This window comes from Bacillus sp. LQ01 (assembly GCF_057624735.1).
Genome location: NZ_JBYEZL010000001.1, coordinates 353,930 through 368,971, shown reverse-complemented (window position 1 = coordinate 368,971; position 15,042 = coordinate 353,930). Strand labels below are relative to the sequence as shown.

The following is a 15,042-nucleotide window of genomic DNA, read 5'->3' as shown; positions in this document are numbered from 1 at the left end:
TTCATCCCCCACCTAACTTCTTTGCTTTCGCTGCATTTTGAGGTGGGGGTCTTACTGCCCAGCAAATAGCGGGATAAAATAAAATCACATCAATTTCCTTAATAAGGATTGATAAAATGCTATTATCGTTATCCTTCAAAACTCATCTATGCAATTATGCATAACCATCCATTCCGTTTTATTTTCATGTTACGATATAAATGTAATACGACATATATCGACAAAGATAAAAGGAAGTGATTGTATGAAACGTTCTAAAACATACTTAAAATATTTAGCATTATCCGCTGTTTTTGCTAGTAGCGCTGTAACTCTTTCAATACCTGCTGCTTATGCTCAAACAACATCGCAAGTTGTAACAGATATCGGGCAAAATGCAAAAACACATACGAGCTATAATACATTTAATAATGATCAAGCTGATAATATGACAATGTCTTTAAAGGTAACTTTTATCGATGACCCAAGCGCTGATAAACAGATTGCCGTTATTAATACAACTGGTAGTTTTCTAAAAGCAAATCCTACTATAAGTGATGCACCTATTGATAACTACCCAATCCCTGGCGCTAGTGCAACATTACGTTATCCTTCACAATATGATGTTGCATTTAACCTTCAAGATAACAGCGCTCGTTTCTTTAACGTAGCACCTACAAATGCTGTAGAAGAAACGACTGTAACATCTAGCGTATCTTATCAACTTGGTGGCTCTGTTAAAGCTTCTGTAACGCCTAATGGCCCTAGCGGTGAAGCTGGTGCAACTGGTCAAGTAACTTGGTCGGACTCTGTAAGCTATAAACAAACTAGTTATAAAACAAATTTAATTGACCAAACAAACAAAAACGTAAAATGGAACGTATTCTTTAACGGATATAACAATCAAAACTGGGGTATTTACACACGTGATTCCTACCATTCTTTATACGGAAACCAACTGTTTATGTACTCTCGCACATACCTATATGAATCTGATGCAAAAGGTAATTTAATACCGATGGATCAACTTCCAGCGCTAACAAATAGTGGTTTCTCTCCTGGTATGATTGCTGTTGTTATCTCTGAAAAAAATACAGATCAATCTAACTTACAAGTCGCTTATACAAAACACGCCGACGACTACCAACTTCGTCCAGGCTACACATTCGGAACTGCAAACTGGGTTGGAAACAACGTAAAAGACGTTGATCAAAAAACATTTAATAAATTGTTCACACTAGATTGGAAGAATAAGAAATTAGTAGAGAAAAAATAAAGTAAAAAAAACGAAGGGCTATTTAAACTCTTCGTTTTTTTACTTATTCATAATAAGATCCCGCGAGTAATACCGTCGCTATGAAATTCCATGATATATTTTTAGGCATCTCTTCACCTTTATTTTGAAAAGCATCCATTAAAATATCAATGCTTTCGTCACTTATAATCAATTTATCCCCTTTTATTTCCTTTTTATAAAAAGACATATTTCCTCTCCTTTACTCTCTTATACATATCCCTTGAAGACTCTCTTTTTCTTTCTATCACACTAAAACACGTACCACTTCTTCTAATAATAAACCCAACCATTCATCCAATTTGTTTCAAAACACTCTAATACATTCAGCCTTCTTTCCATAGTACTATTTCAACATTATACTCATTTTTTTAAATTGATAGGCTTCAACAATAGACTTAAAACTTATTAATTCTTTACATACAATATCTTTCATATATATCAAAAACCTCTCGTTTATTCTAAACATAAAAAATAAGCATCAAACTTCCTTAATATTAATAAGTTTGATGCTTACTCACAATTATTATTTAAAATATTTTTATCAAACCGTAGATAAACGATGTGGATCACAGAAAGTTTCTGTATCAATCTCTTTTTCCAGCCAAAGGTCAAAGAGTGCACTAATATCTCCATCTCCTTGTTCCATCATATACTCTTTTTCTGCTTGATGAATAGGTAATAACCAAAATAAATCAAGCTCCTTTTCTTCAAAAAACTCCATTAGCTCTGGAGACTCTCCTGCCTCAATAACTGCCGGGCTTACTAAAAGCACATTCATTGAAAAATTAGATTCAGCATCCGCATTAGAAATTGTATCCTCATAATCAAACGAGGTCTCATCTATAAATGGATAATGTGCTAATCCAGCAAGCAAATCAATTATTTTCTCATTTTGATTTGCATTTAACCAAATTAATTCTCCTTTAGCACCATTGGTCATATATTCAGCTGACATCCCTAATGTCACATATGTCCATACTGGCCTATCTTCATTTTTCGGGAATTCTAAAACGTATAGCATTCCTTTTTTTAGAGCGGTATTATCTAATTCTACTCTTTTAGCTCCTCTTTCACCCCAGGTATATTCAAGAATCTGACTAGGCTCTCCAAAATGTTCATAGTATTTTTTCTGAATGTCACTTAATTTATTTTTTCGAAAAAAATTCATTTATGCTCTACAACCCTCTTTCTACTATACAACCTTGTTATTAAAGATAGATTTCTTCTTTCCAACTACTGGATTTAGATTGAACTACTATTAGATTTTCACTTTCCCATTTTAATGTCCCTAAGAATCTAGAATATACCATTTCATTCCCTACCTCTTCCACCAATAGTTGATCTCGAATCTTTAATCCCTTTTCATCATACACTTCACATCGTAGCTGGAAACCTTTAACACGATGAATTCCTTTTAATATCGCTATCTTCTTACGGCTTGGGCTTTTCTTAGGTGTCTTCCCAACTAAAAATATTCCTTCATAGTTTTGCTTCACAATTTCATCTAAAGATTCCTCTATATACCCTTTAACAACAGATGATGAAAGAGTAGAGTTTTCTTCAAGTCCAAGGACAACATATTGGCGTACTAATTTGCAAAACTCTTTGTATTTCTCTTCAACTGAATTTAATGCTAAAAAGTCCATAAAATCATATGGAACATATATACGAATTTCACCCAAAGCTCTATTCACTTCATATGAAATATCAGTGTTTTCGTTAGCTAAACAAAAGACAGTTACTTTTTCAATCTCTCTTAATCCCATCTCAAACTCGCTAACTTTCTTTGAGAAAATTAGCTCGAAAATTCTAATTTCATGTACAAGCAAATAATGTTTTTTAGGACGTTTTTTTTTCCAATCGTAAAACTTTACTTCAAGCAATATAATTCACTCCTTTAAATTTATCACCATGCATCGAGGACCTATGATACCTTTTATTAAACTGTACTCCTTTTTCATTCTACCTTATCTATATTTTTAATATGCTCTACTCACAATGCATGCGGTGACATAACAGCCATAAATACATCACTTCTCTCACCTGGTGCTATATACACTCCTTCTGCGTTTAAATATTCAATGGAAAAGGCTGCTAGCTCATACGCCATTTCTTGATCACATTCAAAAAGTGAATTTACAAAAACTTCATTCCCTGTAATATTTTGTAAATATTTCAAACAGTTAGACTTACTTCTTGCATAATCAGCCACATTCTCATTAGCCCAAGACCACATCCAACTGTTACTCTTTTCAGACCAAGAACCTATAAAAACAACACTAAATTCAAGTAATACTTGACCATTTTTTTTAAACTGTAATATACATTGATCTTGATCATACCAATACTCATCAAAGTTATAGATATTATAATCTGAAATGAATTTTTGCTGTTTACTTTCTAATTTGTCATAACACATAACAAGATAATTCTCGAATTGTTCATCCGTCATTGCCAATTATCACACGCTCCCTTCATTCAAGATCTCCACTACAAACAATATATCTTATATCTTACTCTCTCAAAACCTATATAAAGTGAAACTTTAATTAGCCCTTACCAATCGGGCTTTTACCAATAGCCCCCCGCCCACATATCATATACGTTTCTATCACTAAGATATCTTAATATATACAAAGAAAGAAGAACTTATATAAGCCCTTCTTTCCATAAATAGTTTCTTTACTCCGTCTAATTTATTTTATCACGATAAATAAATTCAACATTACACAAATGCACCCCAACCATCTGTATATCCACCAAACTCTTCACCCAGTTTATTCAATTCCTTTTGCATCTCTACAATATCCTCATAAATCAAGAACATTTCTTTAGAACAAGTACATGTCCAATCTTCAAATTCTTCATTATAATCTAATTCACAATTTAAGCCCAGCTCTTGTAGTCTGCCAATTATTTTTTCTCCATTACCTTGATCAGGAATTGCAATAAAGAAATCTACTATATGTTTTTTATTAAAATCTATACCTTGCTTGTATAACATATTTAATACTTGTCCATCTTCATCTTTTGGGAATTTCATTATTTCTCCCCTTTTCTATAGCATATAATAAACCTTCATTTGGAACAAAAAATATTCCATTACTTAAAGTCCTCTTTACCCGTTATTTTTAAGTTTTTTCCATTCTGTATACCTAATATCGATCACTTCTTTTAATTTAAAGTAATTTTCCCAAGTATCTTGCACTTGATATAATGTATCACACTCTAAAAATACATCATCATAATCATCTAAATATAAACCTTTTTCAAAATCAAAATAATCTATTGCAAATTGATTCCCTTCATCATTTAACATGTCATCGCTTAAAACCCCATCCCAGAACATATAAACTTGAGTCCCAGTCATTTTTCTAAGCTTAAATTTATTAATTTCCTCTTCGGTCTCTTCTAAAAATTCATCACTAAATAAATTATTATCAATAATCCAACCTAAGAACATTCCAGTATGTACAAATGCTTGCTCCATCGGTAATTCTTGTGGGAAATCTCCTTCATAATGATATTTAGCTTTATCGTAAATTATTGTTTGGAACAAGATTCTCACTCCTATTTCACATAATATAATTGAGCTCAAATAAATAATTCTTTGATACACTTTTTAAAAAGGTAAGTTGACTAGACTCTGTGGGGTTTTTGCTTCCAAAGGCTAAGTCTATCGCTACTGCTCAAGGTTACAGTGCACCATCATCACTCGCAGGCACTATCTCAAACCGGCTAAAATTCGATATGGGCTTTCCAGTATTATAAAACCTGTAAATAAAAACCCCTATAAGTTACATTCGAAGTTTGTATCTAATCATAAAAATGTCAAATGTTTCCTTCTAGGGGCTACCAATATTTATGATTAATAGAAAATCTAGAGTTTAATGTTTTTCCAACCAGAAAAACCAGATATAAACAATTAACCCCACTATAATCACGAAAATGAATAACTAACCTTGTTTATCCTAGATTCATATTAGAAAGAAAGTTTTCAAATAACTCCAATTCAAATTTATCCCTCGTCTTTAAATACTCTCTCTTTTTCTCAATGATTTGTTCTAATATCTCTTCTTTATTTAATAACAAGGCTAATCCAATAGCATTTTGTGCTCGCGTCCCATCAAATATTGTCCCTATTAATCCAGCCTCATCATCATCTCTTACACATAAATCAAATACATTTTCCATATCTACATACTTATCAATATATGGAATGAAGTATTCCTTAACTTCTTTTAAAATATCCATAGTAACAGGTAAAATATCTTCTTCCTTTTCAACACGCCACCTTTTTTGCTCTCTATAGACTAAATTCCCTAAATCAACTCCAATTGTATATAGGTCTCCTTTTTCTCTCTAATTGTTAAACCGTCAGCCCATTGATTTTTCATATTTTCTAATTCATCAAAACGAATTCCCACATCCACCGTCACATCAAAATCTTCTAGGTGATTGATAAAGGCTAAATGTATACCGATTTTTCCTTTATCAAATTTTTTCACCAGGTCTTGTTGTGTAATTCTAGTCTTATAACCGTTTTCTTTTAATGCTTCACCTAGACCTTGCAGTAGCTTTAATTTTAATTCTTTTTTGTTCATATAATTCCTTCCGCTCTCTATTTTAATTTGTCCCACGAGGATTAGATACATGTCCTATCCTATATATAAAGAAAAAAGAGCCTATATTCGCTCTTCCTTCATATACACATTTAACAAATGCATCTTTCTAACCACTAACTTTTCTGGTGATATATTAATAGCCTCTAAAAGCAAACTGAATATACAAGTATGTACCAACACCATAAATAACAAAAGCAACTATAGTAATTAGCCAATTTTCACGAGTTTTTTGTACATACTTCGAACATGCCCAAAAAAGAAGTAAAATAATTAATTGAATTGCAGTCACTTTTGAGACAGCAATTATAGTAGTTTCCGTAACAAATACTATCCACATTCCCATTAAAATACGTGTGACTTGAATAATTAACAAGATCCTATTATTGGTAATACTTTCTTTAATATCAAACAGATAATTTTCTTGAAAAAAAACGACCAATGTTAATATAAGACTTAAACTCAAAACTATAATAAACTCTAAAAATTCTAGAAACGCTATCCACATCAACAATTCCCTCTTTCTTTTCCTATAGCATAAGGTTCATTGTAAATTTTTAATGCAGCTATTCTATTTTCACTAGAAAGATTCGACAATCATTTTGCATCTACACCATACTAATATGTAACATTGTCATGTATCCTAAACTATCATTTAATAGCTTAGAAACTATCCTCTTGTATCTCCTTGCGCTAAAAAAATCATTTAATTACATCTTATTATTTTCATGTTGCACAAATATCAAAATTATTACTAGCAATTGTTAAAAGCGCACCATCATATTGGATAAATGCACACGCCGATGATGGAACTAATTCGATTTGTGGTACAACACATTCTCCCATTAAACACTTCATCAATTTACTTTGATTTATTTCCTCTAGTTTAATACCAACGCTATTTCCTAAACTGATAATAGCAAAAGTATTTTCTATACTTACACCATAAAAATACTTGATTATATATGATACTTCTGTCCTTGGTATAGAATCAAAAACAAAGAAAAGGTTCCTTCTTCCCGAATCAAAAACTGTGTAGGAAATGTTTTTAGACTCTATTTCTTCTTTCACATTTTTTTCCTCAGATTTATCTACATGTACAATAAACTGATTAATCCTCTCTTGAACAAGTAAACTTAAATTATCAACATTACGATTATCATCATCAAATAAATCTATTTCATAAATATCAGTTACATTACTAACACGATATATATTTGCATCTTCAATACATTGAACCTTTTCGAATGTAAACTCCATAATACACCTTCTTTTCTCTCAAAGTTATATTTATTCCCATCCTATTCTTACTTAATAATATTAAGTTTATTATTCCTAATTGTTTTTATAAATCAATAATAATCTAATTCTCCTCACAGAGAATCCGCTTTTCACCTTATAATACGCTACTTGTAGAGTATGCATACCGTTCCCTTTTTCATATCTGTTTCGTATAACGGATTAATGTTGTCTCCATTAAAATCAAAATTCCGAATTATAGGCATTTAAATCCCTAGCTTCTTTAAAGTAATTTCTAAATTTATCATCAATATTTATATCGTTACTTAATAACAACATCAAACTGGAATCCCAACAAACAATTTCAAGTTTTGCTTGAGGGTGCTGAATATTTGGACTTGGTACCCAGAGCCCTTCGTTTCCATTTGCATAGGGCTCTACAAGCAAATTATGAATATCAATGTTTATAGACTTATCAAATGCAGATAGTACGCCCCAAATAAATTGAGGATTATATTTTTTTACGAGATTTGAAAGATCTTCACCTGCTATCCAAACTATTGGATACGACATTTTAGGATAATCTCGGATAAGTTTCTCTTCCTGATGTGCGACAATCTCCATGTCTGTTATAAGCCAATTAAACTCTTTTTCCCTACCTTGAAATGAGTCAAAAACGGAAGCTAAAACTGTATGTTTAGATCCATGTAAAATGAAGTTCATCCAATCCCTCCAATTAGTAACAATCGATAAGTTAGCCTTCTTGAACTTATTATGTGTAGCTAATTAAACAAATACCAATGAATACTGTTACTATACACAATATAATAGTTGTTGCAGTATCTAGCAAAATGCTTACGGCTAGGAAAATTATTAATTTAAGAGCAAAAGAAGACCCTTTTTCTTTCCATTGCCGATAGATTTGCATCATTGCATAAATTAATGGAATCATACCACCTATAATCAGAATAATCCCTATTATTTTCCCCATGTTTCCCCTCCTTTTAAATATTCGAATCAATATATATACTATATAATCATACACCCTCAAAATATATCCTTATATTTTTGAAGTTATTTTACACATACAAAACCCTCTAATCATAGCTACATTCGTATTAAGCGCATTGTTAAAAGTTATATAATCTTTCATTCTGTAATTAACGGAACTTTCCATCTGCTAAAAACGTTGCCATACAGCTTAACATCTTCTAAGGTATTAAATTTCCTAAGATATCAATTAGCTCTTCTAATGCTCTTCCCAAATCGTTTATATTGTCTCGTTCATCAAAACCTTTCTCCATTAATTCATCTGCTATAATATCTCTCAATTTATTTATTTTTTCAGTTTCTATCATACTTAAGTCTTCATAAACATTTAACCATAGTAAATGTTTATTTTGTGATTCTAATGTCTGTTTCAATAAAATGTGCATCTCTTTATTTAATTTAAACAACCTTATTTTTTCCTTTCCTTATGTATTTTGAACCTTTAGCAAAAGTTGTAATTACTTTACCTTTTTTATTTAAAACTACTACAGCCTGTTTACTAGTATATTTAGTTCTACCGCACTTTTTCGCCAGTTTTAACAGCATTTAAAATCACCTTAGATGATACTCCTACAGCTTTATTACTACCTCTTACTATAACAGCCTTTATTGCTTGTTTACCTGCACTTTTCAGCACACTTTGCATCGCTTTTCGATTTCCAACTTTTACTTGGGATGCCTTTACCGTAGATTTTGTTTTAGATTGTTTCCACTCTTTAGATGCTCCCGTTATAAACGATCCCAATTTACTAACAAAATTCCCTCCACCCATAAAATTAAAACTATAGCTCTCTGCCCAACCCTTTATTCCCGCTTTTACTCCCCTAGAGTTTGCATAAGCTGTTCTGTCATCATAAACCCACAATTGTGTCGTCCCCCAAGGACGATATGCACAATGCCCATCCGGATCCACCGATAAGAACACACCATGTTCTGGATTATAGTACCTCGCAATCAATTAATACATGCCAATTTCTTTATCATACATGTATCCCGCATATCCAAATGGATTGTCTGCTGCTATTCCTTTTGCGTCGCCCTTTAGGACATTTCCCTAAGCATCATATTCATAGTTTGCTACCACTTGTCCATTTTGATCTGTCATCGCTACTACATCGCCACGTGCATCGTAGTGGTAGAATAATAAGACTAATTTATATCTTATATAAACAAAGGCGAAGCCTTCCGAGAGACTCCGCCTTTTCAATGTACAATGAACTTCAACAATTACTAGCTATTACCTAAACATTGTTCTGTTTATGCTTTTTTCAAAACTTACCACCGAACTTATTCTATTACTTGTGTTTCCCAGCCATCATAACTAGTACATGTTCCACTATATAAAATCGCTAACTCCGCCATATGTTTTGTTTCTTCCCAAACCTTTTCTTTTGTTGGTATACAATTTTTCCCCACTATAAATACATAGTAACGTAACCCATCTTCTGAAAGTTGTTCAGATGGTTCATAAATATCATAACCTTTTACATGTAGTACCTCTGCAATTTGTTCTGCAATCTCTATTGTATCTACTAAAAAGTAATGTTCTAGGTAATGTACCTTTGTTAAATTAGATCCTGCGTTCTTCAAAGCAGTTAGCGTTGCTATGTCCTGTTTTTCTCGTTCCTGTTTTTCATGAATTGTTTCTAACATTATAAATCTCCTTCAGACCAATTTATAGTGTATTTCTTCGACAAACCCATGTTTCTTTTCTAATTTGTCTTTTGCCTGTTAAATATTTCACTTTATATATTTTCATTTAGTTACAAAATTCATTTGATTTTATTTCTAAATTCATCTTGTATATTTTTGAATTCTTGTTCATATTTTTTTATTTTCTCAATATCTGTCTTTGAATTAAGAAAAGGTCTTTTTCTACCAATCATCATTATATCCTTTCCTTCTGTGGACTCCATGCGTACATATGGTTTAAAAAATTCACATTCTGTATTTTGTAATACGACCGATAATTTAGCATATTCTTCCATAGGGAATTGATTGGATAAGTTTAATTTCTTAAGCTTTTTCAAATTCATTAATGGCTCTAAAGAATGATCTTTAACTTTAATATTCATTAAAGTTAGCTCATTTAATCGTACTAAGTCACCAATTGGCTCCAACGTTTTTACATTAAGTGCTTTTGTTATCCCGCCTCCTAAATAAAGACCTCCTAAGTTTCCTCCATCTTTTATTGGTGTTAAATCTTCTAATTTCGAGAAGTCTTCTATTAATAGATAAGTAAGATTTTTATTATAAATAAAATTCCACAAATCAGTATTTTTAGTATTCCAACACAAATATACTTCCCTAAGATTAGACATCATCTGTAGAATCGATAAATTTTCTACTCTCATTTTATAAACATATAGTAATTCAGGATTAACATGCGTCATAATATTATCAAATTGCTCCTGATTCACTGCAAAAACCCATAATTCCTGAATTTTCAACTTGCCTAAAAGTTCTATATTCTTTGTTTCACCATCAACAGATAACTTTTGTACATCAGTATTAACTCCAACTAAATCTCTAGTAACCTTAGGTTGTTTACCTAATGGAAACATATAATCTCCTCCAAATACTAGTTAGTTTAAAAGTGACAATAATTCAACATCAATGAAAATAAATCATTTTGCCCCACTCTATTAAAAATGAAATGTTCACTTACTTCCACTTTTTATATTTTGTACCACTTTGCTGCATATAAGATTTATATTTTTTATTCTTTTTACCTATGGGTCTAATTCTATTTCTTAACTCTTTTTGGCCACCATATTTTAGATAGAATCGATGTTCCATCCCTCTGGCCTCAGAATAACTTAAATTGCGCCTTACACGTGTAAATTTCAAGTCAGGATGTACTTGCTCTATGCGCTATTTTTCTAACAGCTGGACTAATCGTTCTCCCAACGTACTCCACTTTACCTGCACTATTTTTCAAAACATAAACAGTATGTTTTGCAGCTTTAATCCTTGAGCCGCCAACAAACCCAATAGCGCCTGCCGCTACTACACCTTTCCAATTCTTACCTGATTTATACGCTCCATATCCATCATAAAGCGCAAAACCAGCATTAACAACTAACCAAGCAGCATGCCCATCTGGATCCGTCATCATCGCCGGATTATTATCCGCATAAGTATACCCATTCATCGTAACAGGATCATCTTCATCACCCGGATCAGGATCCACCGACAAGAATACACCATGGTCTGGGTTATAGTATCTCGCAATCAAGTAGTACATGCCAATTTCTTTATCATACATGTATCCCGCATATCCAAATGGATTGTCTGCTGCGATACCTTTTACTTCGCTCTTTAATACGTTACCCCACGAATCATATTCATACGTTGCTACAACTTCTCTATTTTGATCTGTCATCGCAACGACATCACCACGAGGGTTGTAGTGATAGTATAACGTTTGTCCTTTTGATTTCATCGCTAGGCGCGTACCACTTGTTGAGTATACATATTGACGAAGTACAGTTCCACTACCATCCGTCTCATATAACGGATTAATGCTGTCTCCATCATAGAAGTAGCGTGTTACTTGACCATTCACACTCTTTTCAATACGACGATTATCCTCATCATACTTATAAGTTGCGAAGGCATTGCTCTCACCTTGTTTTGTAATAGATACAAGTTGGTCATCTTCATTCCATGTATATTTATACTTTCCATCAGACGTACGATTACCATTCGCATCATACGTTAACGATTCATTTCCGAATTTTACAAGCTGATTTCCTTCATTGAATGTTGCTGCTATAGACTTTGTTTCTTTTCCATTCTCTACAACTTTCACACTTGTACGGTTTCCAAATCCATCATATGTGTATGATTTAGTTGTTCCGTTTGGTAATGCCTCGTTTAATAGTTGGTTAATCGGGTCATATACAAAGTTTGTTTCTGTTACTTTTCCGCCCGCACCTTCATGTTTAAACTTCGTATTGAAGTTTAAAGATAAATACATTTAACAATTGATAAAATAAGACAAGGGCTTTTTTGGAATCATCGGTTAAACTTGCAATTTAGTTGAAGAAGGCACAAACTGATGATGCGGAAAAACGTAGTATATAGAAGACTATGTAAGGAGTTTGTCATATGATTGATAACAGAATTCCGAAAGATTATGACCATGAAATAGATGATTCTTTAAAAGAAATTACAGATACAACCATCTTACTTAATTTTCAAAAAGCGATTGTAAGTTTATATCCTCATCTAATACCAATTCATGCTTTTGCCTATGACGCATGGGATGATATTGTAATGCCATTGTTTTATGAAATGGTATATAAAACCTTTGCTTTTAAATACGGGATAGATATTAACTTTAAAGAAACTCATACCTATATGTTTTCGCTTAATAGTTATAAAGGGATACATCACATCGAGTGTGTTCCAAAGTGCACGACATTTAAGATTTATATTAACGAAGAATGGATTGAAATGGATAATAAAAGTTTGAAAGAAAATGTATTTGTATTTAAGTCATTTGGGGATGGATTGCATTTTCTAACTGGTGGAATTGAAATTGCAGATGCTTATCGTGTAGGATTTGACCTTGTTGAGGTTGATATTGTTTCTACCATAACAGGTCTTCCATCTAAAACAAGTATTTTTATTGATAAAGAGCATGTAGACTTTGTGTTTGTTGCAGAAACATATGATACAAATATCCAAAATTAAAAATTTTATGTAAGAAAGTAGGAAGAATATCTTCATTACTACTCATATCAAATAGTTGTTCGAACACGCTCCGCTATTATATATACAAACTTCCTACTACATTTCATATGAGAAAAAGTTATTACGATAAACAAAGAAAAGGTCTCCTAAAAGATATTTTAGGAGACCTTTTCTTATTAATAGATTTTGTAATTTAAGAGTGAACACTCTTAAATTACAAAATCCTCCGGAATAAACACTTTCACTTCTTTCGGCTGTACGTATACGAAATCACCCGCTTGAATGTTCAGCTGCTTGAACTGTTCTTTCGTAATTTCTGCTTCTAAATATTCATCTGTTCCGTCTCGTTTTAATTCTACATATACGACAGGTCCGACTGCGTGAGAATAAGATACTTTTGCCGGGATTGCATCTATGCTTTGTTTCGTACGAGAGATTGATAAGTCATGCGGCCTTACGTAGGCTATTCCGTCTACGTTGGAAACGTGCTTATGCTCTGGTGCTTCTAGTTCGACCGATCCTACATTTAGCTTTCCTTTATGAACGCGGCCGTGAAATAAATTTACATTTCCTAAAAAGTCATATACAAACGGACTTGCTGGGTTTTCATATACTTCTTCCGGTGTTCCCATTTGTTCAATGCAACCTTCATTCATTACAACGATGCGGTCTGCAACGTCTAACGCTTCTTCTTGATCATGTGTTACGAATACGCTCGTAATTTGAAATTCGTCATGTAATTTTCGGAGCCATCTGCGTAATTCTTTTCTCACCTTTGCATCAAGTGCACCGAACGGTTCATCGAGTAATAAAATTTTCGGTTCGACTGCAAGTGCCCGGGCTAGTGCAATACGTTGACGTTGTCCACCAGATAATTGCGCTGGATAACGTTTAGCAAAGCCATCCATTTTTACAAGCTTTAATAATTCTGTTACCTTTTCTTCTATCGCTTCTGCTGACGGTCTTAAGCTTTTCTTTCTTACTTTTAAACCGAAAGCGACATTCTCAAATACATTCATATGCTTAAAGAGCGCATAGTGCTGAAAGACGAAACCGACTTGCCTGTTTTTCACGTGAATGTCTGTTAAATCTTCTCCATCAAATGAAATAGAACCTCCATCCGCTTCTTCTAATCCTGCAATAATGCGTAATAACGTCGTTTTCCCAGAACCTGACGGGCCTAATAAGGCAACAAGTTCACCTTTTGGAATATCCAAATGAATGTCTGTTAGTGCTTGAAATGTACCATATTGCTTTGATACACCTTGAATTTGAATACTCACCGTAATCCCCCTTATTGTCGTTTTTCTATTCGCCATTCAATCCAGTTTTTTATAACGAGTGTAAACACTGCAATTAATGACATTAACGTCGCTACTGCAAATGCTGCTGAAAATTGATATTCATTGTACAAAATTTCAATATGGAGCGGCATCGTGTTCGTAATGCCACGCACGTGACCTGATACGACAGAAACGGCTCCAAACTCACCGATAGCACGGGCATTACATAGAATCATGCCGTATAAAAGACCCCATTTTATATTTGGAAGCGTAACGCGCCAAAACATTTTCCAGCCACTTGCGCCAAGTGATAAAGCTGCCTCTTCTTCACTTTTCCCTTGCGCCTGCATAATTGGAATTAATTCACGTGCAACGAACGGGAAGGTTACAAAGATTGTTGCGATAATAATGCCTGGTACAGAGAAAATGAGTTTCACTCCATGTTCAAGTAACCATTCGCCAAGAGCACCCCTCGGTGTGAAAAGTAAGACGAATACTAATCCTGCGATAACTGGTGACACAGCAAACGGCAGTTCAATAAGAGAGAGTAATATTTGTTTTCCTTTAAACTGAAACTTTGTAATAAGCCACGCGGCCGCTACCCCAAATATCGTATTAAGCGGCACAACGATTAACGCAACGAGAAGCGTTAATCTAATTGCTGAAAATGCTTCTTGATCTGTAATAGCGGCAATGTATACACCCATCCCTCTTTCAAAGGCTTTTAGAAAAATAGTTATGAGTGGCAGTAATAGAAAGAGAGATAAAAATAAAACTGTAATCGTAATTAATACGCCTGGTACAAGCTTAGATTCTTTTTTAGCTGATACGCTTTTTACTATTTTCTTTTCTAATAATGTTGGTTCCATTT

General features: G+C 33.1%; 19 protein-coding genes and 4 pseudogenes. 3 read left to right on the top strand and 20 right to left on the bottom strand.

The window, feature by feature from the left end; translation table 11 throughout:
* Position 1: 1 nt before the first annotated feature.
* Positions 2 to 139 carry a hypothetical protein gene (locus tag AC22L0_RS02025; RefSeq protein ID WP_002060916.1) on the bottom strand — a complete coding sequence of 46 codons (138 nt, stop codon included), beginning with the start codon at positions 137 to 139 and terminating at the stop codon, positions 2 to 4.
* A 105-nt stretch (positions 140 to 244) separates the two neighbouring features.
* Here AC22L0_RS02025 and cytK2 point away from each other — a divergent pair, with 105 nt between their 5' ends.
* The gene (gene cytK2 / locus AC22L0_RS02020; RefSeq protein WP_139894368.1) at positions 245 to 1,255 is read left to right on the top strand and encodes a beta-channel forming cytolysin CytK2; all 1,011 of its coding nucleotides are present in this window, start codon (positions 245 to 247) and stop codon (positions 1,253 to 1,255) included.
* Between the two features lie 43 nt (positions 1,256 to 1,298).
* On the opposite strand, the gene AC22L0_RS02015 is transcribed toward cytK2, so the two are convergent.
* The 14 genes and pseudogenes from AC22L0_RS02015 to AC22L0_RS01950 form a co-directional block, all read right to left on the bottom strand.
* The gene (locus AC22L0_RS02015) at positions 1,299 to 1,463 is read right to left on the bottom strand and encodes a hypothetical protein (protein ID WP_000011711.1); all 165 of its coding nucleotides are present in this window, start codon (positions 1,461 to 1,463) and stop codon (positions 1,299 to 1,301) included.
* Positions 1,464 to 1,817: 354 nt separating this feature from the next.
* Positions 1,818 to 2,444, bottom strand: coding sequence for a suppressor of fused domain protein (locus AC22L0_RS02010; protein WP_139894367.1), 627 nt, complete (start codon positions 2,442 to 2,444; stop codon positions 1,818 to 1,820).
* A 40-nt stretch (positions 2,445 to 2,484) separates the two neighbouring features.
* Positions 2,485 to 3,159, bottom strand: a complete 675-nt coding sequence (locus AC22L0_RS02005) for a hypothetical protein (RefSeq protein ID WP_211477957.1) — start codon at positions 3,157 to 3,159, stop codon at positions 2,485 to 2,487.
* Between the two features lie 110 nt (positions 3,160 to 3,269).
* The gene (locus AC22L0_RS02000; RefSeq protein WP_139894366.1) at positions 3,270 to 3,734 is read right to left on the bottom strand and encodes a DUF6882 domain-containing protein; all 465 of its coding nucleotides are present in this window, start codon (positions 3,732 to 3,734) and stop codon (positions 3,270 to 3,272) included.
* Between the two features lie 267 nt (positions 3,735 to 4,001).
* Positions 4,002 to 4,319 carry a ribonuclease E inhibitor RraB gene (locus tag AC22L0_RS01995; RefSeq protein ID WP_000671650.1) on the bottom strand — a complete coding sequence of 106 codons (318 nt, stop codon included), beginning with the start codon at positions 4,317 to 4,319 and terminating at the stop codon, positions 4,002 to 4,004.
* A 75-nt stretch (positions 4,320 to 4,394) separates the two neighbouring features.
* The gene (locus tag AC22L0_RS01990) at positions 4,395 to 4,835 is read right to left on the bottom strand and encodes a DUF7832 domain-containing protein (RefSeq protein WP_000487868.1); all 441 of its coding nucleotides are present in this window, start codon (positions 4,833 to 4,835) and stop codon (positions 4,395 to 4,397) included.
* A 407-nt stretch (positions 4,836 to 5,242) separates the two neighbouring features.
* A pseudogene (locus AC22L0_RS01985) lies at positions 5,243 to 5,880 on the bottom strand (hypothetical protein).
* Between the two features lie 154 nt (positions 5,881 to 6,034).
* Complete coding sequence (locus tag AC22L0_RS01980) at positions 6,035 to 6,406, bottom strand: hypothetical protein (RefSeq protein ID WP_000264707.1); 372 nt, start codon at positions 6,404 to 6,406, stop codon at positions 6,035 to 6,037.
* Positions 6,407 to 6,624: 218 nt separating this feature from the next.
* The gene (locus AC22L0_RS01975; protein ID WP_000397228.1) at positions 6,625 to 7,158 is read right to left on the bottom strand and encodes a hypothetical protein; all 534 of its coding nucleotides are present in this window, start codon (positions 7,156 to 7,158) and stop codon (positions 6,625 to 6,627) included.
* Positions 7,159 to 7,380: 222 nt separating this feature from the next.
* Positions 7,381 to 7,860, bottom strand: coding sequence for a hypothetical protein (locus AC22L0_RS01970; protein ID WP_063246187.1), 480 nt, complete (start codon positions 7,858 to 7,860; stop codon positions 7,381 to 7,383).
* A 49-nt stretch (positions 7,861 to 7,909) separates the two neighbouring features.
* Positions 7,910 to 8,128, bottom strand: a complete 219-nt coding sequence (locus AC22L0_RS01965; RefSeq protein WP_016109469.1) for a hypothetical protein — start codon at positions 8,126 to 8,128, stop codon at positions 7,910 to 7,912.
* Positions 8,129 to 8,348: 220 nt separating this feature from the next.
* Positions 8,349 to 8,594: a hypothetical protein gene (locus AC22L0_RS01960; RefSeq protein ID WP_000475559.1), complete on the bottom strand. Its 246-nt coding sequence runs from the start codon at positions 8,592 to 8,594 to the stop codon at positions 8,349 to 8,351.
* A gap of 107 nt (positions 8,595 to 8,701) precedes the next feature.
* Entirely contained in the window at positions 8,702 to 9,145 is a 444-nt protein-coding gene (locus AC22L0_RS01955) for an RHS repeat-associated core domain-containing protein (protein WP_170950092.1), read from the bottom strand.
* Positions 9,146 to 9,148: 3 nt separating this feature from the next.
* Positions 9,149 to 9,331 (bottom strand): annotated as a pseudogene (locus AC22L0_RS01950) (RHS repeat-associated core domain-containing protein); the annotation flags it as partial.
* Positions 9,332 to 9,339: 8 nt separating this feature from the next.
* Between AC22L0_RS01950 and AC22L0_RS01945 the strand changes: the two are divergent.
* A pseudogene (locus AC22L0_RS01945) lies at positions 9,340 to 9,432 on the top strand (IS6 family transposase); the annotation flags it as partial.
* Between the two features lie 42 nt (positions 9,433 to 9,474).
* Here the strand turns inward: AC22L0_RS01945 and AC22L0_RS01940 are convergent.
* The 3 genes and pseudogenes from AC22L0_RS01940 to AC22L0_RS01930 form a co-directional block, all read right to left on the bottom strand.
* Positions 9,475 to 9,840, bottom strand: a complete 366-nt coding sequence (locus tag AC22L0_RS01940) for a ribonuclease E inhibitor RraB (RefSeq protein ID WP_098481675.1) — start codon at positions 9,838 to 9,840, stop codon at positions 9,475 to 9,477.
* Between the two features lie 119 nt (positions 9,841 to 9,959).
* Positions 9,960 to 10,751, bottom strand: a complete 792-nt coding sequence (locus AC22L0_RS01935; RefSeq protein ID WP_098481674.1) for an internalin — start codon at positions 10,749 to 10,751, stop codon at positions 9,960 to 9,962.
* A gap of 287 nt (positions 10,752 to 11,038) precedes the next feature.
* Positions 11,039 to 12,145 (bottom strand): annotated as a pseudogene (locus AC22L0_RS01930) (RHS repeat domain-containing protein); the annotation flags it as partial.
* Between the two features lie 155 nt (positions 12,146 to 12,300).
* On the opposite strand from AC22L0_RS01930, the gene AC22L0_RS01925 reads away from it, so the two are divergent.
* On the top strand, positions 12,301 to 12,888 hold the full coding sequence (locus AC22L0_RS01925; protein ID WP_118414187.1) for a hypothetical protein: 588 nt from the start codon (positions 12,301 to 12,303) through the stop codon (positions 12,886 to 12,888).
* A gap of 209 nt (positions 12,889 to 13,097) precedes the next feature.
* Here the strand turns inward: AC22L0_RS01925 and AC22L0_RS01920 are convergent, their stop codons facing one another.
* Together AC22L0_RS01920 and cysW are read right to left on the bottom strand one after the other, a co-directional pair.
* Positions 13,098 to 14,171 (bottom strand): sulfate/molybdate ABC transporter ATP-binding protein, encoded by a 1,074-nt coding sequence (locus tag AC22L0_RS01920; protein WP_098375691.1) that lies wholly within the window; start codon positions 14,169 to 14,171, stop codon positions 13,098 to 13,100.
* 11 nt (positions 14,172 to 14,182) lie between these two features.
* Complete coding sequence (gene cysW / locus AC22L0_RS01915; protein ID WP_098347874.1) at positions 14,183 to 15,040, bottom strand: sulfate ABC transporter permease subunit CysW; 858 nt, start codon at positions 15,038 to 15,040, stop codon at positions 14,183 to 14,185.
* Between the last annotated feature and the right edge of the window lie 2 nt (positions 15,041 to 15,042).